Genomic DNA, 20,979 nt, shown 5'->3' on the forward strand with positions numbered 1-20,979 from the left:
TCTGCTGCGGCTGACCGGGGGCAGGGGCGCAGGGCTCAGGTGAAGTCGCCAGCGGCGGTGAGGCCTTGGAGGAAGGCGGGGAAGTCGGCGGCCAGTGCGAGCTCCGTGCCGAGGTCGGCGTCGAACCAGGTGACCGAGGGCCCCCCGGGGGCCACAGGCGCGGTAGTCGAGGGCAATCCAGCAGTGTCTGCGCCGGTGAGCAGCACGAGCGGTGAGGGCAGGTCCCATTCCCTGACCAGGTAGGGGGTCTCCAGGAGGGAGGGGGTGCGTGCGCGGCGGCCGATGCCCATCAGGTCGGTGAAGGGGACGTGGTCCTGGCTCCAGGAGGTGGGCGAGCTGGTGGGGAAAGCGGTGCGGGCCAGCAGGGCCGCGGGGGGCGTACCCCGAGGGCGTGTTCGGCGTCCCGTACGGCCTGCTCGGTCAGGGGCGGCTGGACGCCCCCGTCACCGGTGCCCCAGAAGCCGGGAGCGGCCTCGTCTCCTCGCGTCATGCCAGGCAGCCTAGGGCGCAGCCGACCCGGGCGCAGGCACGTGAGGCAAAGGCCTATCGGCCAGCTTCCAGCGCGGCATCACCGCCCCTGCGCCAGTACACCGAACGCGAAGGAACCCCCGCTCCCCCGCGCTCCCACCGCCAAAGGCATCGTCGAGCGCACCTTCGGCTCCCTCAACGCCCTGTTCTGCCAGCACCTGCCCGGCTACACCGGCCCCAATGTCACCCGCCGCGGCCCGGACGCCGAACGCGAGGCCTGTTTCAGCGTCCCCCACGGGTTCAAGGCTCCTTCGCCGTGTTGGCCTGAAGTAGGGCTAGCCCCCATGTAGTTGTTGAATAGCCGATTAGCCTCTGGCCATGGACTGGGGGACCTTGGTCGGTACCGCGCTGGGCGCGGCTGTCGGCGTGGGGACAACCATGCTGGCCGAGCGTTCGCGCTGGAAACGTGATCATTCCTCTCGTGAGCAGTCCGTCAAACGACAGCTCTACGGTGAATACCTTGCGGCGCTCTCCCTGACCACGCACCGGTTGCGCGATCTCAGACGGTCCCCATCGCTGACGTTGGAGGACCGGGTGCGGCAGGCAGGCGAGATCCTGGGCTCCGGCGGCGCCTACGGGCTGCGCTATCAGATGCTGATCACGGCCCCCGAAACGCTGGGACACATGGCGGATCAGGCATTCACGAGACTTCGTGATCTGCGTGACTGCTTCGATGAACCCGACGTACGCGCCAACTCCCAGTGGAACGAGGCACTATCGGCGCTCACCGACGCCCTCAAAGCGCTCCGGGCAGCCATGCGGGACGATCTCGCCGCTTCCTAGACATGCGGGGTCTTGCGGACAGCTTCGAACGGCGTTTCGGGCTTGGTCACCTGTGCCGGTACTCGCCCGGCATGGAGGCGGCCCCAGCCCCAGATCACCAGGTCTGGGCCGGCTCCGCCTGCACCGGCCAACTTGTCGGCCGGTCCGACGACTTCCTCCACATCACCCTCACGACGGTCTCCCGGCCTGCGATCGCGGAGGAACAGTCCGCGCAGGACGGATCAGACCGCATCGACTGCCACCGCCTCCTGCACGGCCTCGCCCAGACCGGCCGCAAAGTGGCCGCAGCCGTGCCGGCCGGCGCCGGCCTCGGCCTGGCCGCTTTCTGCACGCACCAGCACCGGCCCGGCCGGCCGAGAACGGCCAACCCCCGTCAAGTCCGAGCGGACTTGACCGACAGCATCGGCCCGGGTTCACGACACCCACGGGAAAACGGCCTCTCCACGCCTCCGAGCGAACTTGCCGTCGTCCGCAGCGCGTTGCGGCACCACAGGTCAGCGCGCACACGTTCCAGGCCGAGGCGGAAGTCCGCAGCTCAGCAGTTTCCGCCCGCCGCCTGCTCCTGCCTGAAGCCGGGCAGGTCACAGCCCTCGATGGACTGCATCTCCCGCTGGACGCGGCAGGGCACCGCACCGGCATCCGCCGGTGCCCCTCCCGGCCGCCGCGCACCCTGCTCCTGGCCTTCGGCAGTGGATACGACAGGCCCGTCGGCCTCCGCGGCAGGGTGCTGCGCACCGGTCATCCGTGCCGGCGCAGGTCGTGGAAGAAGTCCGCGATGACGTGGAGCTGCCCGGAGCGGGCCGTCTGGTCGTAGACGTATGTGCCGACGGCGAGGTCGAGTACTCCGAGGCCGAAGGGTGAGAACACCAGGGGCCGGTCCGTGGGGGGTGTCACTCGTCCGGTCATGACGTCGTCGAGTGTGCCGTTGAGGAAGTCGCGGTTGCCGGTGAGCTGTTCGGCCAGGTGCGGGGAGGTGTTGGCGGTGAGGCAGTGTTCGACGTCGTCGACGATGTTGGCCGAGGCGAGGATGATCTCGGGTGCGAGGTCGCGCAGGGACACGTGCAGGACCAGGGGGTTGTGGCCGAACCAGGCCACATCGCTGATGTGCGGCTCGCCGGCGATGGTGGCGAAGACGACGAGGTCGCTGGAGCGGATCAGTTCCTCGGGGCTGTCGTGGACGGTGATCTGTCCGGCGGTGCCGGTCTGCTCCAGACAGTCGCGGAAGCCGGCGGCGCTATCGGGGGACAGGTCGTGGACGCCGATCTCGTCGAAGGTCCAGCCGGTGCCGGTCAGGAAGGTGTGGATGTAGCGGGCGATCAGGCCCGTGCCGAAGAACCCGATGCGGGTGGGGCGTTGCCGGTTGCCGGTGAGGTGGCCGGCGGCGAGGGCGGCCGATGCGGCGGTTCTGGTGGCGCTGATGATGGAGCTTTCCAGGCAGGCGAAGGGGTAGCCGGTGTCGTGGTCGTTGAGGATGAGCACGGCCGAGGCGCGCGGGATGCCGGCCTGGACGTTGTCGGGGAAGCTGGAGATCCATTTGAGGCCGTCGACGCGCACCCGGCCGCCGATCGAGGCGGGCAGCGCGATGATCCGGGAGGAGGGGCGGTCGGGGAAGCGCAGGAAGTAGGAGGGCGGGTTGACCGACTCTCCGGCGGCGTGCAGCTGGTAGGTGGCCTCGATGAGGTCCACGATCTGCTTTTCCCGGTCCCCCAGGGCCTGCTGGACCTGGGCGCCGGAGATCACGGCGAACGGGGGCACGGGGGACGGCTGGGACACGGGGGGCTGGGACACGGGGGGCTGGGACACGGGGGGCTGCGTGGCGGGCGGGCGCTGGGCGGTCATCGGGGGCTCACCTCGGCGGTCGGCGGGCAGTGGGCCAGGTGCAGCGGCTCGGCCATGGCGACGAGTACCTCGCGGGGTCCCTCGTAGGCCTCCCTGCTGTGTGCGGTGCGCAGGTTGTCGACGAGCATCAGGTCGCCGCTCTGCCACGGTTCGCGGAGGGTGTGGGCGGTGTAGGTGTCGCCCAGGAGCCGGATGATGTCCTCGCCGATCGGGTCGCCGCTGCCGAAGCGGGTGTTGAACGGCAGCTGGCCGGCGCCGTAGACGTCGATGAGGTATTCGCGGATCTCGGGTTCGATCGTCCATTCGTTGAGGAACGCGATCTGGTTGAACCAGCAGCGGCGGCCGGTGACCGGGTGGGCCGTCACGGCCGGGCGGTGCTGGCGGGTGCGCAGGCTGCCGTCGCTCTGCCAGGCGAAGTCGATGGCGTGGGTGCGGCAGTAGTCCTCGATGGCGGTGCGGTCGTCGGTGCCGAAGGCCTGGGCGCAGGGGACGCCGATCTCGTCGTTGTAGGTGCGGGTGAGCAGCCAGCCTTCCTGTTCGAAGCGGTGGACCAGCTCGGTGGGCAGTGCCTCAAGGACGGTGGGGGCGTCGGCGATGGCGGTGGCCCCGCCGGTGGCGGGTGCGCTCAGGCAGGCGAACAGCATCAGGCCGGGGGGCCTGTGGGTGTAGCTGAGTTCGTGGTGCATGCACATCGGCTGGTTCGGCGGCCATGCCGAGGAGGAGTACACGCCCGGGGTGCAGGCCTGGCGGGGCGCGAAGGCTTCCTTGTCGGTCATCAGGGCCGGGGCCAGTTCGTGGAAGACGGCGCCGGCCTGGTCCGCGTCGCGCAGGTGCAGGCCGCGGATGAGGAGTGCGCCGTGTTCGGTGACCAGGGTGCGCAGTGCGTGGTGGTGCTCGGCCGCCCAGGCCGGCGCGTCGTGGGGGGGCCGGTGTGCAGGATCGGGGGTGTGCCGGGGTGCAGGTCCGCCTCGGGCAGGGACTGCGGGATCGGGTACGGCATGGTGCTTTTCCTTTCGATGTGGTTCAGGAGGAGGCCGGCGGTTGGGTTGCGTGGCGCTGGGGTGTGCTGTCGAGCAGGGCGGCGAGGTCGGTGAGGACCGGGTGTGCGGTGACGTCCCCCAGGGACACGGCGCGGTCCAGGGCGATGGCGAGCTTCACCGCGGAGAGGGAGGTGCCGCCGCGGTCGAAGAAGTGGTCGCGGCGTCCGATCCGGTCCTCCTGGACGCCGAGGACCTGTCCCCAGGCGGCCGCCAGCCGCTGCTCGGCCGGTGTGGCCGGCATCTCGTGGCCGTCCTCGGTGGTGCCCAGTTGCGCGGCGAGCGCCACCAGCGCCTTCTTGTCGGTCTTGCTGTTGGCGGTCAGCGGCAGGCTTGCGCGCCAGTGGAAGGCGGAGGGGACCATGTAGGCGGGCAGCGAGGCACCCAGCCGGTCGGCAAGGGCCTGGGTGTCGAGGGGGCGGGGGCCGCAGTAGAAGGCGACCAGGTGCTTGCTCCGGTCGGCGCGTTCGGACACCACCACCGCGCCGTCGCGGACACCGGCAAGGCGCAGCAGGGTGTTCTCGATCTCGCCGATCTCGATCCGGAACCCGCGGATCTTGACCTGGGCGTCGCGGCGGCCGAGGAACTCCAGCTTCCCCGAAGGGTGCCAGCGGCCGTAGTCGCCGCCGAGGTAGAGCCGCATGCCTTCGCGGTGCGGATCGGCCAGATAGGCCGCCCGGGTGCGTTCGGGGTCGTTGATGTAGCCGCGGCCGACACAGACCCCGGAGAACGCGATCACACCCGGGGCACCCAGCGGCACCGGTGTGAGGTGTTCGTCGACGACGTAGACGTGCACGTTGTTGACCGGGCGGCCGAGCAGGATGCGCTGCGGCGCCCGGTCCATGACGTCGTGGTTGGTGTCGTCGCAGGTCTCGGTGAGTCCGTAGGCGTTGACCAGGGCGATCCGGGGCTGGGCGGTGAACCAGCGCTCGGCGAGTTCCTTCTTCAGCGCCTCGCCGGTGACCGACACGTAGCGCAGGTCGGGCAGCGTGCGGGGGCGCTGTTCGAGCTCGGTCAGGACGGCTTCGAGATAGGAGGGCACGACCTGCAGGACGGTGACCTTGCCGTCGGTGAGGGTGTCGAGGAAGCGGGGGACGTCGAGGATGACGTCCTGTTCGACCAGCAGGGTCCGCCCGCCGGCCAGCAGCGCGCAGAGAAGTTGCCACAGGGAGATGTCGAAGCACTGCGGCGCGGTCTGGGCCACCACCTGTCCCTCGCCGACCCTAAGGTCGTCGATCTTGGCGTAGAGGTGGTTGAGCATGCCGGCGTGTTCGCACATCGCGCCTTTCGGCTCACCGGTGGAGCCGGAGGTGAAGTAGATGTAGGCGAGCTGGTCGGGCGTGACGTGGATGCCGAGATCATCGTCGGCGTGGTCTTCTTCGCAGGCCGCCTCGATCAAGAGCCTCTCGGTTCCGGGCAGGGAGTCGAGTGCCTGGTCGAGGGTGGTGGTGCTGCCGGGTTCGGTCAGCACCAGGGTGCATTGGGCGCGGGAGAGGGTGGCAGCGATGCGTTCGGCCGGGAAGTGCGGCTCGACGGGGAGGTAGACACCTCCGGCTTTGAAGACCGCGATGACGGCGGCCAGCCAGTTGAGGCTGCGTTCGCTCACCACCGCGACGACGCCTTCGCGGGCAAGCCCGCGGGCTGCAAGGGCGCGGGCCAGCCGGTTTGCCCGGGCGTTGAGCTCCCCATAGGTCCACTGCCGGCCGGCGTGCACGGCGGCGAGCGCATCCGGATGCATCCGCACCCGGTCCTCGAACAGCTCATGCACCCGCCGGTCGGGCAACTCCCGGACCGCTCCGGCCAGTTCCTCGAGCTGGAACCGCAGCTCGTGGCCGGACAGCAGGCTCTGGCGTGCGTGTTCGGCATCGGGGTCGGCGGTGATCAGCGCGAGCGCGGTCAGGTGATAGCCGGCGATGCGGGCGGCGCTGTCGGCGTCGAGCATCTCGGTGCGGTAGCGCAGCCGCAGTACGAGCCGGCCGTCGTGCTCAGCGATGCCCACCCGCAGCGCGGTGTCCCCGGTGAGGTCTGCGCCGGCGCCGGTGGGATCGAGGACGGTCTCGAACGACGGGCCGGTCAGGCCCAGTTCGCGCCGTTGAGCGTCGATGTCCCGGGCCGGGACGTGCTGGTGGGCCAGCAGTTCGGTGGCGGCCTGGTGGGTGTGGTGCAGCAGTTGGCGCCATGAGGCGGGTGCGGTGGTCAGCCGGCACGGCAGCAGGCGGCCGCCCTCGGCGACGTAGCCGGTGGTGATCTCCTGCTCGCCGGACAGTGCCGCGAGCACCTTGGCGTGCGCGGCCAGCAGGAGGGAACTGAGCGGCACCGCCAGCTCGCCCGCCAGCCGGCGCAGCCCGGCCACGGTGTCGTGGGGGGCCGGTGTCTCGTACTGGCCCACGCCGGTCACCGGGTGGGGGGTCCAGCGCGGGGCGGGGGTGAAACCGCCGGCTGTCAGTACGCCGCGCCAGTACTCCCGGCCGGTCTGCGTGCGACTCATATGCGGTGCCATCGGGTCTCTTCCTCTGCTTGTTGCCGGTGCCGCGGTGTCAGGTGCGGTCCGTTGCGGTCAGTTGCCGGGTGCCCAGGTGGCGTGGGTGGCGGTCTGTTCCCGGCGGGCCTCGAGGCGGGTTGTGTCGTCCCGCATCTCCCGGGCCGGGTTGCCTCCCCACCGGGCGTGCGAGGGGATTTCCTCGCCCTTCATGAGGAAGGAGTCGGGGGCGAGCAGGGCGCCGTCGCCGATCGTCACGCCGTAGTGGACGAAGGCGCCGACCCCGAGGGTGCAGCCGGCACCGATCGTGCTGTGGCCGGACTTGAAGGCGCCGTCCTCCTGCGAGTGGCACTGGATCACGGTCCCTGCGTTCAGCGTGCTGTCGTCGCCGACGGTGACGAGGGTGCGCTCCGGGAAGGAGCAGCCGTCGTCGAAGACCCGCTTGCCGATCCGGGCGCCCAGCAGCCGCCAGATCATGCTCTTGAAGGGGGTGCCGTTGAAGACCTGGATGTAGCCGGTCGAGGCCATCTTCCAGAAGCGTTCATGGCGCCAGAAGGAGGGCTCGTAGATCGAGCAGTACAGCGGCCTGTGGGCTTTGAATCCCGTGACGGCCCGTTCGAACAGAGCGAAGTGGACCACGGTGAACGCGAGGGTGAGAACGCCGGCCGGCGCGAACGCCGACGCGCCGATCGAGGGGTAGAGGTCGGCTGCGCCCATCGTGATGAGGGTGATCACGAAGAAGTGGATCCACCGCGCCAGCAGGTACAGGCCGGCGGTGGCGGCATTGTGCTTGTTCTTGGCGGCCAGGCGGCGGCGCAGCTCGTCGCCGGTCTGAAGGTGGTTGAACTGGTTGTCACGCATCACCGTGCGCGGGATCTCGAAGCTGGGCGAGCCCAGCAGGCCCGTCCCCTCGCGCACCGGTCCGTCGATGGGGACCATGACCTTCGTCGCGAGCAGGCAGTTGTCGCCGGTCTTGCCCTGCGCGGGGTAGGCGATGTTGTTCCCGAGGAAGTTGCGGGGCCCGATCGAGGTGCGGGACACCCGGAAGGAGGTGCTCGAGAAGTCGGCGTTCATGAGGGACAGTCCGTCGGCGACCATCGTGCCGGTGCCGACAGCGCTCAGATACGGACTCTCGTGCCGCACCTGCGTGCCGAAGTTCGACCCGGTCTGCTCGACGCCGGACAGGTCGTATCCGAGGTAGCGCAGGTAGTGCACGATGCCGGAGCTGTCGCCGAAGAGGGTGGTGAAGAACCTCCGGTTGGTCATCAGCGCGATCGCCCGCTGGATGCCGTAGTGGAAGCCGTACAGCGGATAGACCTTGCCGGGCTTGATGAGCCGGTTGAGCACGCGTGGCACGGTGCCCACGACGAGGAGGCCGGCGAGCGCGGCGCCGAAGAAGAGGACGACGGAGACGGTCAGCGCATCCAGGTAGAACGCCGCGCTGGTGAACGCCACCGGCTCCGGGCGCAGGAGCGCCTTGAGCTGCGGGATGCCGGCGAGCAGGGCGCTCACGCCGCCTATCGCCAGCGGCAGATACACCGCCAGGATGTTCAGCAGCTGCCAGGCGCCGTAGAGGGTCCTTTTGACGGTGGAGCAGTCGGCGGGGGCGACCGTGCGGTAGTCCACCTCGGCCGGCTGCGCCGGGGACCCGTGCCGGCGTTCGCCGTCGGGCACCCGCTGTCCGGTGTGCAGGCAGGAGGCGTGGCCCAGCTGGGCACCGTCGCCCATCGCGGTCCCGATGTCGAGGACCGTGTGCTCGCTGACCAGGACGTGGCTGCCGAGCGTGACGGGGCCGGTCTGGATCAGGCCGGCGTGGGCGCGGTAGCAGGAGATGCGCACGTCCTTGCGGATGACCGTGCCCTCCTTGATGGTCAGCAGGTCGGTGCAGACCGGGATCGTGCGGGTGAGGATCGTGACGCCTTTGCCGATCCGTGCGCCGAGCGCCCTCAGGTACAGCACGTAGAGCGGCGAGCCGGCGAACAGGCGCAGGGGGCTGGTGCGGATCAGGGTCTTGACGACCCAAAAACGCAGATAGGCCATGCCCCACAGGGGGAACTCGCCGGCTTTCCAGCGGCCGATGAGTGTCCACTTCGCCAGGACGGGCAGGGTGCACAGGCCCAGGAAGCCCGCGCCGGCGAACAGGACCGACCGCAGGTAGGAGTCGGGCAGACCGGAGCCGGCGGAGATCCACTCGTAGCCTTCGACGGCGACGAGGGCGGTGAGGCAGGAGTAGCCGAGGAAGATCAGGAGCTGCAGCGCTGCGCACAGGACGTAGCGCGGCGTGCCGGCCGGTGCCGGCGCCGCGGCCGTGGCCGGCACCCGGGCCGGCGCCGGGTCCGTGCCCAGGGCGGGTGACGGGGCGGGGACGGCGTCGGCGTCGGCGTCGGCGTCGGCGAGCGCGGTGGCCAGGCTGCGGAGGGTGGGGTGCCGGTAGATGTCCTTCATCGACACCGTCGGCAGGTCCGCCCGCTTCCTGACCCGGGCGCAGAACTGGGCCATCACCAGGGAATCGGCGCCCAGGTCATGGAAGAAGTGACTGTCGGCCGGCACCTGCTCGACGCGCACGACGCCGGCCAGCACCTCGGCCAGGAGCCCCTCGGTGCCGGTCGCCGGGCGGGCGTCCTGGCCGTCCTGGCGGGTCGGGATGCCGGCCGGATCGGCCGTCAGGACCTCGACAGATTTCCCTGGCACATGAGCTCCTTGAAGACGTTTGGGTCGGCGTCGGTCGGTGCGGGGCACATTTCGTGGTGCCCGCCTCTCCAGTAGGCCCGGCCGGGGAATTCCTGTCCTGCCCCTGAAATTCGGGGCTTGACGCAACACACCGGTCTTGATAAGCCGACCGCCCGGCCGGTCGTCGCCGCCGTGTTCTGGTGCTTTGTGTGCACGTCGCCCGGCACTCGGCCGCGTATCACAGGCACGGGCCCCCTCCGCACGGAAGCCGCCCGGCATTGCTGGTGACCGCCCCTGTGGCCCATCGATTCCCGCGCACCGGGTGGGCCGGCAGGACAGGCCCCCCTTTGCGGGCCGGACACGGCTGTGGCCAGGGACGCAAGCCGCGGATGACCCGGTGTGGGCGGTCAGCTGCGCCCCCCGGGGCGGGCACGGGCAGGGCCGCCTATGCGCGAACGGGGTGTGTGTCAAGTCCCGAATTTCGGTGGCATGACAAGGCTCCTCCGATTCGGGCGTAGTGGAGATGTTCCGGCGAGCCGCAATCCCGCCGCGAATTCTTCCCCGGGCCGCGCCGAGACGGATGAGCGGCCGGGGGCCGCTGATCCGCAGCTGAGGAGACGACCATGCCCGTCATATCCGTTCCCCAGTCCTTCAACGAGGACGACCTCTACGTCGACCTCGAGGAAATCTTCGGGCAGTCGCTGTTCCTCAAATGCGAGGGCTTCAATTTCGCCGGCTCGATCAAACTCAAGGCCGCCACCGAAATGGTCGAGGCCGCCGAACGCGACGGCCTGCTGAGCGCGGACTCGGTCCTGGTCGAGTCGTCCTCGGGCAACCTGGGCGTGGCCCTGAGCGTGATCGCAGCCAGCAAGGGCTACCGGTTCCTGTGCGTGACCGACTCCCGCTGCAACCTGTCGACCAGGATGATGATGGAGGCCCTGGGCAGCCGGGTCCACGTCATCACCGAGCCCGACCCCGTCGGCGGCTTCCTCGGCGCGCGCATCGACCACGTCCGCGCGCTGTGCGCCCGCGACGACCGCTATGTGTGGCTCAACCAGTACACCAACCCCAGCAACGGCATGGCCCACTACCGCAGGACCGCCCCGGCCATCGCCCGGCAGTTCCCGGACCTGGATGTGCTGTTCGTCGGGGCCGGCACCACCGGGACCCTGATGGGCTGCGCGCGCTATTTCCGCGAGTGGCACCGGCCGGTGCGCATCGTGGCCGTCGACAGCGTGGGCTCGGTGACCTTCGGGGGCGCCCCGGGCCGGCGGATGATTCCCGGCCTGGGCACCAGCAGGCGCCCGCCGCTGCTGGACGAGTCCTATGTCGACGATGTGGTGTGCGTGGCGGAGGCCGACACGATCCGGGCCTGTCACCGGCTGGCCAGGCGCGGGTTTGTGTTCGGGGGTTCCACCGGCACAGTGGTCAGCGGCGCGGTGGACTGGCTGTCCCGGCAGCAGGGACGGGAGCTGACCGCGGTGGCCATCGCCCCGGATCTGGGTGAGCGGTATCTGGAGACCGTCTACCAGACCAACTGGGTGCAGGACCTGTACGGCCAGGACGTCCTCGGCTCCCCGGAGCTGACCGCCGCATCCCAGGCGGCCTGACCCCCGGCACACGGTGAAGCCCCGGAGCAGGAGCCCGGCCTTGGAGGAACAGGCTCGGGTGAGAGTTGCTCAAGCAACCGGAAAACGAAGGCGGCCTGGTCTGCGCCATGCGGGTGGCGATCTGACTCCGCATCTGCGAGCCCGCCACTGACAGCGGCTCGTCGTCTCCCCCGTCGGCCCTGCTTGACCAGCTCGTCATCACGGTCCCGGGGCACCCTGCCGGCCATCGCGGACATCCGCACCCGCCCTCACGGGCCCGGACGCGGCATCCTTCATGCCGCCGGCTCGCCCCGAAAACCCGTCACTTCGCACCGTCCGACGGCCGCCGCCTGCCGGGGCGCACGGCCGCGGCGCGTGAGCGGCCCCGCCGGGACAGAACACGCGGCCTCACGCCCCGCCCTGTTCCGTGCGCCCGCCCCGCCCTGTTCCGTGCGCCGCCGATGCCATGCCCGTTGGCGGCAGCGGGCAGAGCAGTACCGTGCCGAGGAAGGATGCTGCGCCCTGAGGGTCCAACCCACGCCGCACTCACGGCAGTTCAACGTCATCGCGGTCTGGATCGCCTCGGTCCCCGCCCGCGTCCCCCGCAGCCGGCGCCAGTGCCGCGAGCGGCAGGCCGACGAACACAACCCCGCCGTCGACTTCGCCGACGGGATCAGCGGACCACCGCACCCCCGGCACAACCAAGGGCCCGCCCCGCGGTCATCTCTGGCCACGGCAGTCTCAGCCGACCGCCCCTCGCATCCCCCCACGAGGTACCACTCCGCCCGCTGCCCCAATTGTCATAAGCCGGGCCCGGATTGTCACCGAGGCGCACGCCCTGGCTCAGCGCGCTGAGCAAGCAAGCCCCCTGCACGACCTCCGCCTCCGGATGCATCAGGATCGTGCCGGCACTTGCTGCACTGCATGACGCTGTGAGCAGCACACACAGGTTCAGACACAGCTTCTGAGCCTGTTCTTCAACCTCTGGCCGCTGCGCAGTGGCCGGTGGGACACCTTGCGATGCGTGCCGACAGCACGCTGGTCGGACTCGCGGACATGACTGTGAAGATCACCCGCATCAACCCCGGGCAGTCGCATGAGACGCCTGGCTGCCACCACATCACCGTGGTGGGGATGGGCCGTACGGCCTGTCTGGCAGGGCAGTGCCCGCTTGAGCGGAACGGTGACCCCGTCGGTTCCGGTTGCCTTGAGACGCAAGTCGACCAGGTGGGCGCGAACGCGCTCGCCGCCCGCACAGCGGTGCGGGCCCGGCCGCAGCATGCGGTGCGGTCAGTGATCTACGTGCGGAGCGAGACAGGGATGCTCTGGGAGCCTGGTGGCGTTGGCTCACCGGCTCTGCCCTCGGTCCGGCGTTCACCACCGCCGGCACACTCGTGGGCGTCACCCAACTGGGCTTTGCCGGACAGCTCGTCGAGGTGGACCTCACCGTGGCGCTGCCTGACCGAATCTTCTCGTTGCCGGGCCTCGCCCGGCAGGCGTTCCTCCGGCGTTTCGACCCGGAGCACACCTTCGGCTTGTTCAAGCAGACCCTTGGCTGGACCCGCCCCCGGTCACGGGAACCGGAAGCAGCCGACCGCCGGACCCGGCTCATCGTCGCCGCGCACACCCGGCTCCGGCCCGGCCCAGGGCCGAGGACCTCCGCCCCCCCTGGGAAAAGCCGGCCGCATCCGGCCGGCTCACCCCGGCCCGGGCCGGCGGACGTTTCGCAACCTCCGCCAGCACATGCCCTGTCCCGCCAGAGCACCAAAACCCCACCGTCCCGGGCCCGGAGGACCGGCCGGGACGAAGAACAGATGCCGGGCACCCCGCTACGACGCGGGCAAGACCCTCCGCCGTGAGAAGACCCTGGTCGCACTACAGAGGCTGAAGAGGTGAAGAACAAGCCGAGTAGGTGTGTCTCAACCTCGAAGGCAGGTCAGGCCCTGGTTGGTGTGCGCTCGTGGAGGTATGCCTCCAGCCCGGCGGCCCCGGCCAGCATCGCGCGCCCGCGGGCGGACAGCCGACCGTGCCACTCGCGCAGGGCGGCCTCCAGCGGCTCCAGCCCGCCGGCCGCCCGCACCTGGGCGATCAGCGGGGCGATCTGCTCCAGCAGGTAGCCGCCCCGCCTGAGCTGGCGGGCCAGCCGGGCATCCCGCACGTCGGCCTCGCCGTAGATGCGGTAGCCGGTCTGCGGGTCGCGGCGCGGGCGCACGAGCCCGGCGCGCTCCCATTTGCGCAGCGTCGCGGGTCGGATCCCGAGCTTGTCTGCCAGCGGCCCGATGAACGTGCCGTCGGTCCCGGGCACCGCGGTCGGCTCGGGCTCGGACGCCCCCGGACCCTCCAGGTCGCGCAGGGCGCTCTCCACGGCCTGGAGGGTCCGGCGGTCGTCGAGGAGCTGGGCGTGGCTCTCGTCGATCAGGCGGAGCGCCTGATCGGCCGCGCCCTGGTTCACCGCTCGCATGATCGACGTCGCCGTCTGGTGGCCGTGGCCGGGCACCAGGGCAAGAAACGCGCGCAGGGCCCCTGCGTGCAGCGGGGTGTAGGTGCGGTAGCCGTGGGGTGTGCGACCGGCGGCCGGAAGGATGCCGGCCTCCTCGTAGTTCCTGATCGCCTGCGTGGACAGACCGTGCCCGCGTGCCAGGTCCACCGGCCTGAGCCGTTCACCGTTTTGAAGGTTTCGTCCCATGGTCCTGCCGATATCGCGGGAAAGTTTCAACCGAAGGTTCAACGATAGCGTTGAAGGCATGGCTACTGACATCAAGGACACCGCCCATGCCGTCGAGGCCGCCGCCGTCATGAGGCTGCTCCCGGCCCGGCCGCGGCTGCTCGCCCTGGGCGAGCCCACCCACGGCGAGGACACTCTGCTCGACCTGCGCAACGAGCTCTTCCGGCAGCTCGTCGAGCAGGAGGGCTACCGGACGATCACGATCGAGAGCGACTGCATGAGGGGCCTGGCCGTGGACGACTACGTCACCTCGGGCACCGGCACCCTCGACGAGGTCATGGAGCACGGATTCAGCCACGGCTGGGGCACCTTTGCGGCCAACCGCGAGCTCGTGCGCTGGATGCGCGCCTCCAACGACGGCCGGCCCGCCTGCGAGCAGCTCCGCTTCGCCGGTTTCGACGGCCCGCTGGAGATCACCGGCGCCGCGAGCCCCCGGCAGGCCCTCACCGCACTCCACGGCTACCTCGCGGCCCGGGTGGACGCGGACCTGCTCCCCTGCACCGGGGAAACACTCGACCGCCTGCTCGGCGCAGACGACCGGTGGACCAATCCCGCCGCGATGAGGGACCCGGCCCAGTCCGTGGGGCAGTCGGCCCAGGCCAGTCAGCTGCGGCTGCTCGCCGACGATCTGGGAGCGCTGCTCGACGCGCAGAGGCCGCACCTGATCACGGCGGCCCCGCGGGACGACCGGGACCGGGCGCGCCTGTACGGGCGCACCGCCACCGGCCTGCTGCGCTACCACTACTGGATGGCCGACACCTCACCGGCCCGCATGACCCGGCTGGTGGGCCTGCGGGACCAGATGATGGCCCACAACCTCCTCGCCGTCGCCGAACGGGGCCCGGCACTCATCCACGCCCACAACTCCCATCTCCAGCGGGAGAAGAGCACGATGCGGATGGGCGGGATGCCGCTGCAGTGGTGGAGCGCCGGTGCACTGGTGAGCGCCCGGCTCGGCGAGGGGTACGCCTTCGTGGCCACGGCCCTCGGCACGATCCGGCACCAGGGAGTGGACACCCCGCCGCCCAACACCGTCGAAGGACTCCTCTACGCGCTCCCGGAGGACCGCTGCGTCATCGACGCCCCGCGGCTGGCCACCGCCCTCGGCGACACGCGGCCCGCGCCCCGCGTATCCCCCTGGTTCGGCTACTCCCCGCTGGACCCGGCCCACCTGGCGGACAGCGACGGCATCGTGTTCGTCAAGGACGTCCCGCAGAGCGGGCCCCGGCTATTCAGCGAAACGGGTCGAGCTGACACCTGACGGCAGAAAGACGTCGCTGACCTGCGAGGATGCGCATGCCGAGGTCGTATCCGGTGCCGAAGTCCGGGCGCCTGGCCGATGACGACACGCACCCTCGTCCTGCCCTTCGGCGGGCAGGCGGAACGTCTGGACACCCAGTGCCGATCCTGATCAGGAGCCGGCGCCCAGTTGCCGGGCCTCTTCGTCCACTGACTGGTGCGGGGGCTCTTGCGGGTCGGGCGTGGGGTCATCATGGTGATGAGCGCCCGGTTCAGGCGGGCTTCGCAGTGCTGGGGCAGGCGCTCGTGGTCGCGTGCGTTGCGGCGGGCGTTCCTGCACCGGCCGATCGTGCGTGCGCCTTTCCAGCGGCGGGACAGGACGACGAAGCCCCTGGCGCCCTGGGGGGCGGGAGGCGATGCGCAGGGTGAGCCGGAGGCGTTCGCGGGCCCAGTCCACGCGTTCGCCGGCGCAGCCGCGCGCGGCCCAGATGTGGGCCGCGCGCGGCTGCGCCGGCGACGGCAGGCCCTCACCCGGCAGCGGTCCGAGCAGTACACCGCCGCCCTCGACCGCTCCACCCCCACCGTCCACGGCCGCCCGCACCCCGGGCACTGCGCCTGCTCACCACACTGCATCGCGATGACCCGCTGCCGGGTCCGCCGAAGCCTCCGCCACCGCCGCGGCCTGCACCGACCCGAGCAGAACACCGCCTGCGCCGCCATCGTCTGCGCCGGCGGACCACCGCACTCCCGGCCCTACCGCCGAGCCGTCCCACCAGCCCCCACCACCCAGACCCTCCAGCCGTACCCACCTCACGGCCAGGGATCAAAAACACCCGCTCAACCGCCCACTGCAGGACACGGATAGCCACCGGCTCAGCCAACGCCGCCGCAGCCCCGGCCGCACAGCCCCGCTCCCGGCCCCCCGCCACCACGCGAGGCCGTGCGGCGGTGCGAGTGTCCGGGTGATGCGGCCGAGGTGATGACCAGTGGTGGCGGGCGGCGGTGGCGGGCGGCGCGATGGCCTGGCCCGCCCGCAGCGGCCCGGGCCACGCCGCCGCCGGGGCGCTGGAGGCCGGCCCGTGCTGTGCGGGCGAACGGCAGGACGAGCCGGGCGAGTTCGGCGTGCAGGCCTGTGCCGTCGCCGCCGCCCGGGCGCGGGACGTGGCCCGGGGTGATGGTGCGGTCGGCGCAGCAGTGACAGCAGCGGGTCACCGTGTCCAGCACGGCGTGGGACAGGGCCTTGCGGATAACGCCGCGTTCGCCGATGCGGACACTCGTGGTGATGCCGCGGGCCATGCCGGTCTTCTCGCGCGGCGGGTGCCGGGGACATGCACGGGCACCGGACCGGTTCCCGGCGGTCTTGCACCCCGGTGGCCGGGTGTCACAGTCCCAGGGAGATGGCCAGCCGGGTGAGTTCGGCCGTGCTGGTGATGTCGAGCTTGGCCCGGATACGGCGGAGATAGGCGTCGACCGTGTGCTTGGAGAGCCCCATGTGGCGGGCCGTCTGCAGATAGGTGCGCCCAGCGGCGATATGCCGCAGCGTCTCCTGCTCACGCGGGGCCAGCGCAGGTGCGGGGGCGGCGTACGGCGTGGTGAGGGTGAGGCTCATGGGATTTCCTCCGACGGATCGGCACGGTCATCACTGCTCACACCCTCGGAAGCAGGGAACAAATGCCCGAATACTGCAATTTGTCCTCTTTCAAAAAGGCTGCCCGGGCGACTTCATGACGGTGTCCGCCGACTGTCACAGGCCTGTCACAGGCCACGCCCACGCCCACAGCCACAGCCCGGCCGCAGCCCGGCCAGAGAGAAGAGCCGCACGGCTACGGAGATGATCTGCCGTCTCCCGGTCGGCTTGTGGGGCAGGACCCCTGGTGACAGCGCCGGGTTGGTGCTCCGTGCCCCTGAGGATCATGCTTGTCAGGAGGGCCCCGGCCGTGCAGGTTCCCGAAGGGCGAGATGAGCGGCGATGGAGCGACTTCCCACCCCTCCCGGTGAGCGGCCGGACGAGTCGGACGCCTGTCCCGGGTCGGCATACACGGCCACGGCCACCGTCAGTGAGCAGGGCATCGTGACGGGGTGGAGCGAGGGTGCCCGGCGGCTGCTGGGCTACCTGCCCTCGGAGGCCGTGGGGCAGGCAGCCGCCCGGCTGCTCGCCGATGACGTCGGCGAGGCGGCGCGGCGCGATGCGGCCGGGCGGGAGAGGTGGAGCGGCACCGTGGCGCTGCTCCACCGGGACGGCCGCCGGCTTGAGCGGGCACTGCTCGCGCACCGCCGGACGCCGCACGGCCCGGCCGCCGAGTGGCTCCTGGTGTGTGCGGTGGCGGGCAGGCCCGGCACGCCCGGGAGCGAAGCGCTGAGGGAATGGACCTTCACCCAGTCCCCCGACATCCTGGCCGTCTTCGATGCGGACCTGCGGCTGGTACGGGCGAACAGCGGCATGGAGCGCGCGCTGTCCCTCACCGAGGACCAGATGCGCGGGCTGCGCCTGCCGGAAATCGCGCCGTATCCGGTGAGCGAGGAGGCCGAGAGCAAGATGCGCCTCGCGCTGGAGAGCGGCGAGCCGCAGCAGGTGGAGGCCTACATCCGCCCCACCGGTGTCAGCGCGGAGCGCGGCTGGTCGACCTCGCTGGCCCCGCTGAAGGACCCCGACGGCCGGGTACGCGCCGTGTGCCTGACGGCGCACTCCGGGTCCGGGGGGTACCTCGCCCGGCAGCGGATGCTCCTGCGCAGCGACGCCGAAGCCCGCATCGGCACCACCCCGGACATCCAGCGCACCGCGCAGGAACTGGCCGACGTCGCCGTCCCCCGGCTCGCGGACTTCGCCGCCGTCGACCTGCTGGATACCCCCCAGCAGGTCGACCAGCCGCCCCCCGTCCCGCCGGCAGGACCCCTCACCCTGGGCCGCACCGCTGTGCGCTCGGTCCTCGAAGACAGCCCGCAGTCCCTGGCCGCGGTGGACGAGAAGACCACCTACCCGGCGCTGTCACCGGTGGCCGAGTGCCTGGCCCGGGGCCGTGGCGCCCTGTACGGGGGGAGCGACCCCGCCATCGCCCGGTGGGCGGCAAAAGACCCCCAGGCCGCCTGGATCCGCGAGGTGGGGACACACTCGGTGATGGTGGTGCCGATGCGGGCCCGCGGCACCACTCTCGGCGTGGCCTTCTTCAGCCGCCACCAGCGCCAAGAGCCCTTCGAACCGGACGACCTGCTGCTGGCCGAGGAACTCACGGCCCAAGCGGCCCTCAGCATCCACAACGCCCGCGGGCACAGCCGGGAGCGCACCACCACCATGACCCTGCAGCGCAGCCTGCTCCCGCACACGCTGCCCGACCAGGCGGCACTGGAGATCGCCTCCCGCTACCTGCCCGCCGGTACCCAGGCCGGCGTGGGCGGCGACTGGTTCGACGTGATCCCGCTGTCCGGCGCGCGCGTCGCCCTGGTCGTGGGCGACGTGGTCGGCCACGGCATCCGCGCCTCGGCCACCATGGGCCGGCTGCGCACCGCGGTACGCACCCTGGCCGACGTCGAGCTGCCGCCCGACGAGCTGCTCACCCACCTCGACGACCTCGTCATCCACCTGTCCGCCGACGAGAGCGGCACCCAAGGCGCCGCCGAAACCGCCGGCGGCATCGGCACCACCTGCCTGTACGCGGTCTACGACCCCGTCTCCCGCCACTGCACCCTGGCCAGGGCCGGCCACCCCCCGCCCGCCGTGGTCACCCCCGACGGCGCCGTCTACTTCCTCGACGTCCCCGCCGGCCCCCCACTGGGCCTGGGCGGCCTGCCCTTCGAAACCATGGAAACCGAACTGCCCGAAGGCAGCCTCCTCGCCCTCTACACCGACGGCCTGCTCGAACCCCGCCACCACGACATCGACGAAGCCCTCGACAAAATGTTCCAGGTCCTCGCCCGCCCCGCCCCCACCCTGGACACCGTCTGCGACAGGGTCCTGACCGCGCTGCTGACCCACCGCCCCGACGACGACATCGCCCTGCTCATCGCCCGCACCCGGGCCCTGCACGCCGACAAGGTCGCCGCCTGGGACCTGGCCTGCGACCCCGCCATCGTCGCCCAGGCCCGCAAAAACGCCACCGACCAACTCACCGCCTGGGGACTGGACGACGCCGCCTTCATCACCGAACTGACCGTCAGCGAACTGGTCACCAACGCCATCCGCTACGGCAAACCACCCATCCAGCTCCGGCTCATCCACGCCGACACCACCCTGATCTGCGAAGTCTACGACTCCAGCAACACCGCCCCCCACCTCAGACGCGCCCGCACCTACGACGAAGGAGGACGCGGCCTGCTCCTGGTCGCCCAACTCGCCCACCGCTGGGGCACCCGCCACGCCCCCATCGGCAAAACCATCTGGGCCGAACAAACCCTCACCGCAGACTGAAGAGCACCCAGGCCGACCCGTGCACCCAACCCCCGCCCCACCACCCGCCCACCGCCACGGAAACCAGTCCTGCCCCCGCGGCAAAACCGTCCCGGCCAAGCAGCCCCTCACCGCAGACTGAAGAGCATCCAGGCCGGCCGTGCACCCAACCCCCGCCCCACGGCCCACCCCCCACCGCCACGGGCTCGTGCACCGAACCTTCGCCACACCACCCGCCCACCCCCCACCGCCACGGGAACGAGTCCTGCCCCCAGCGGCAAACCCGTCCCGGCCGAGCAGTCCCTCACCGCAGACTGAGGAACATCCAGGCCAGCTCGTGCACCGAGCCCTCGCCCTACGGCCCACCCCCCACCGCCACGGAAACGAGTCCTGCCCCACCGCAGATGCGGCGGGGCAAGAACCCACAAATCCTCACGAGCCTTCCAGCCAGGCAACACCCGGCACCATCACCACACCCGACAACAGGGCAAGGAGACCGTCCGGGACCACCTCCGCAGCTCTGCACCCTGAACCCCCGGCGTGTTCCCCCGCTCGGTCACCTGACGACGACGTCGCCGGCCGGAGCCTGCGGAGCCGGCTCAGGAACAGAGGCACTGCCGGTCTCCTCCTCCGGCGGAACCGGCGCGTCAGGAACAGAGGGGGTACCGGTCTCGTCCTTCGGCGGCGCCTGCGGAGCCGGCTCAGGAACAGAGTGGCCGCCGGTGTCCTTCTTGGGCGGGTCCTGCGGGGCCGGCGCGTCAGGAGTGGAGGGGCTGCCGGTGTCGTCCTTGGGCGGAGCGTGCGGGGCCGGTGTGTCAGGACAAGGGCCGCCGCCGTTGCCGTTGGTGCCCGTACCATTGCGGCCGTTGCCATCACGGCCACCACAGCTGCCCCTGCCGCCGCGGCCGGTGCCGCCCGTGCCGGTGCCGCCCGGAGCCTGGCAGACGGGAGCGTTGCTGCCCGTCCCGTTGCCGCCGGTGCCATCCCCGCCCGTGCCGCTGCGGCAGTAGTCGTCGTGGCTCCCACGCTTCTTGTGACCGTCGTGCTTTCCGTGGCCGCCACGCTTCTTGTGCTTGTGACTATCACTCTTCTTGTGACCGTCACGCTTCTTGTGCTTGTGACCATCGCTCTTCTTGTGACCGTCACGCTTCTCGTGGTCACCGCCGGCTGCCGACACCGCCTGGCTGGGCAGCGCCGGTGCCGCAAACGCCGCGCTCGCCGGGATCAGTACACCGCCGGCAGTAAGGAGGACGGAGGCGGTGGCTACGGCCAGACTGCTCTTCCGGATACTACGCTTCATGAGAATTCTCGTTCCTCTTCCGCATGCTCTCGCGAAGCCGAGAACAAGCGAAAAACCATAATCTTTCGAGACGGGCCTTTACCCGATGCCGGGGTGGGCGCATTCGCCGCACCGTGCGAGGCCGCCTGAAACAGCCCCACCTTCCGCTTTCACGGGAACACTGACGGTCTGGCTGGGCGGCGCGGCCACCGGCTCGGCCACCCAGCCAGACTGCGAACTCACTCGACGCTGTCCGCGCCAGTCAGCTCCTAGCCCGTGGCGTCACCACCCTGAGCGTCACCACCGGTGTTCGTGCCGGTCCCGGACGCGTCACCGCCCTGAGCGTTACCACCGGTGTTGGTACCGGTCCCGGACGCATTACCGCCCTGAGCGTTACCACCGGTGTTGGTACCGGTCCCGGACGCATTTA

13 protein-coding genes and 3 pseudogenes are annotated in these 20,979 nt (G+C 70.9%); 6 read left to right on the forward strand and 10 right to left on the reverse strand.

Annotation, left to right across the window (positions count from 1 at the left end):
• Positions 1-35: 35 nt before the first annotated feature.
• Complete coding sequence (locus ACH492_RS32950; RefSeq protein WP_398991991.1) at positions 36-290, reverse strand: hypothetical protein; 255 nt, start codon at positions 288-290, stop codon at positions 36-38.
• 556 nt (positions 291-846) lie between these two features.
• On the opposite strand from ACH492_RS32950, the gene ACH492_RS32955 reads away from it, so the two are divergent.
• A complete protein-coding gene (locus ACH492_RS32955) occupies positions 847-1,311 on the forward strand; it encodes a hypothetical protein (protein ID WP_398991993.1) in 465 nt (154 codons plus the stop codon).
• 535 nt (positions 1,312-1,846) lie between these two features.
• On the opposite strand, the gene ACH492_RS32960 is transcribed toward ACH492_RS32955, so the two are convergent.
• The 5 genes and pseudogenes from ACH492_RS32960 to ACH492_RS32980 all read right to left on the reverse strand — a co-directional run bounded on the left by ACH492_RS32960 (position 1,847) and on the right by ACH492_RS32980 (position 9,357).
• A complete protein-coding gene (locus ACH492_RS32960) occupies positions 1,847-2,053 on the reverse strand; it encodes a hypothetical protein (protein ID WP_398991995.1) in 207 nt (68 codons plus the stop codon).
• Positions 2,050-3,084 (reverse strand): 2,3-diaminopropionate biosynthesis protein SbnB, encoded by a 1,035-nt coding sequence (sbnB, locus tag ACH492_RS32965; protein WP_398992200.1) that lies wholly within the window; start codon positions 3,082-3,084, stop codon positions 2,050-2,052. Before sbnB ends, ACH492_RS32960 begins: the two co-directional genes overlap by 4 nt.
• A 62-nt stretch (positions 3,085-3,146) precedes the next feature.
• Positions 3,147-4,150: pseudogene (locus ACH492_RS32970) on the reverse strand (TauD/TfdA family dioxygenase).
• 23 nt (positions 4,151-4,173) lie between these two features.
• Entirely contained in the window at positions 4,174-6,675 is a 2,502-nt protein-coding gene (locus ACH492_RS32975) for an amino acid adenylation domain-containing protein (protein ID WP_398991997.1), read from the reverse strand.
• A 69-nt stretch (positions 6,676-6,744) separates the two neighbouring features.
• Positions 6,745-9,357, reverse strand: coding sequence for a Pls/PosA family non-ribosomal peptide synthetase (locus ACH492_RS32980; protein WP_398991999.1), 2,613 nt, complete (start codon positions 9,355-9,357; stop codon positions 6,745-6,747).
• Positions 9,358-9,959: 602 nt separating this feature from the next.
• Here ACH492_RS32980 and sbnA point away from each other — a divergent pair.
• The 3 genes and pseudogenes from sbnA to ACH492_RS32995 form a co-directional block, all read left to right on the forward strand.
• Positions 9,960-10,946: a 2,3-diaminopropionate biosynthesis protein SbnA gene (gene sbnA, locus ACH492_RS32985; protein WP_398992001.1), complete on the forward strand. Its 987-nt coding sequence runs from the start codon at positions 9,960-9,962 to the stop codon at positions 10,944-10,946.
• 1,035 nt (positions 10,947-11,981) lie between these two features.
• Positions 11,982-12,388: pseudogene (locus tag ACH492_RS32990) on the forward strand (RidA family protein); the annotation flags it as partial.
• Between the two features lie 30 nt (positions 12,389-12,418).
• A pseudogene (locus ACH492_RS32995) lies at positions 12,419-12,821 on the forward strand (transposase); the annotation flags it as partial.
• A gap of 40 nt (positions 12,822-12,861) precedes the next feature.
• Here the strand turns inward: ACH492_RS32995 and ACH492_RS33000 are convergent.
• Positions 12,862-13,611 carry a TioE family transcriptional regulator gene (locus tag ACH492_RS33000; RefSeq protein ID WP_398992003.1) on the reverse strand — a complete coding sequence of 250 codons (750 nt, stop codon included), beginning with the start codon at positions 13,609-13,611 and terminating at the stop codon, positions 12,862-12,864.
• Between the two features lie 58 nt (positions 13,612-13,669).
• Here ACH492_RS33000 and ACH492_RS33005 point away from each other — a divergent pair, with 58 nt between their 5' ends.
• On the forward strand, positions 13,670-14,911 hold the full coding sequence (locus ACH492_RS33005; protein WP_398992005.1) for an erythromycin esterase family protein: 1,242 nt from the start codon (positions 13,670-13,672) through the stop codon (positions 14,909-14,911).
• Between the two features lie 851 nt (positions 14,912-15,762).
• On the opposite strand, the gene ACH492_RS33010 is transcribed toward ACH492_RS33005, so the two are convergent.
• Positions 15,763-16,185 carry a hypothetical protein gene (locus tag ACH492_RS33010; protein WP_398992007.1) on the reverse strand — a complete coding sequence of 141 codons (423 nt, stop codon included), beginning with the start codon at positions 16,183-16,185 and terminating at the stop codon, positions 15,763-15,765.
• An 85-nt stretch (positions 16,186-16,270) separates the two neighbouring features.
• Positions 16,271-16,498 carry a response regulator transcription factor gene (locus tag ACH492_RS33015; RefSeq protein WP_398992009.1) on the reverse strand — a complete coding sequence of 76 codons (228 nt, stop codon included), beginning with the start codon at positions 16,496-16,498 and terminating at the stop codon, positions 16,271-16,273.
• A gap of 360 nt (positions 16,499-16,858) precedes the next feature.
• On the opposite strand from ACH492_RS33015, the gene ACH492_RS33020 reads away from it, so the two are divergent.
• Positions 16,859-19,291, forward strand: coding sequence for a SpoIIE family protein phosphatase (locus ACH492_RS33020; RefSeq protein WP_398992011.1), 2,433 nt, complete (start codon positions 16,859-16,861; stop codon positions 19,289-19,291).
• A 535-nt stretch (positions 19,292-19,826) separates the two neighbouring features.
• Here ACH492_RS33020 and ACH492_RS33025 read toward each other — a convergent pair.
• Positions 19,827-20,570: a hypothetical protein gene (locus ACH492_RS33025; RefSeq protein ID WP_398992013.1), complete on the reverse strand. Its 744-nt coding sequence runs from the start codon at positions 20,568-20,570 to the stop codon at positions 19,827-19,829.
• Between the last annotated feature and the right edge of the window lie 409 nt (positions 20,571-20,979).

The sequence above is a fragment of the Streptomyces sp. NPDC019443 genome, from assembly GCF_044389785.1.
In the GTDB taxonomy this organism is placed as follows: domain Bacteria; phylum Actinomycetota; class Actinomycetes; order Streptomycetales; family Streptomycetaceae; genus Streptomyces.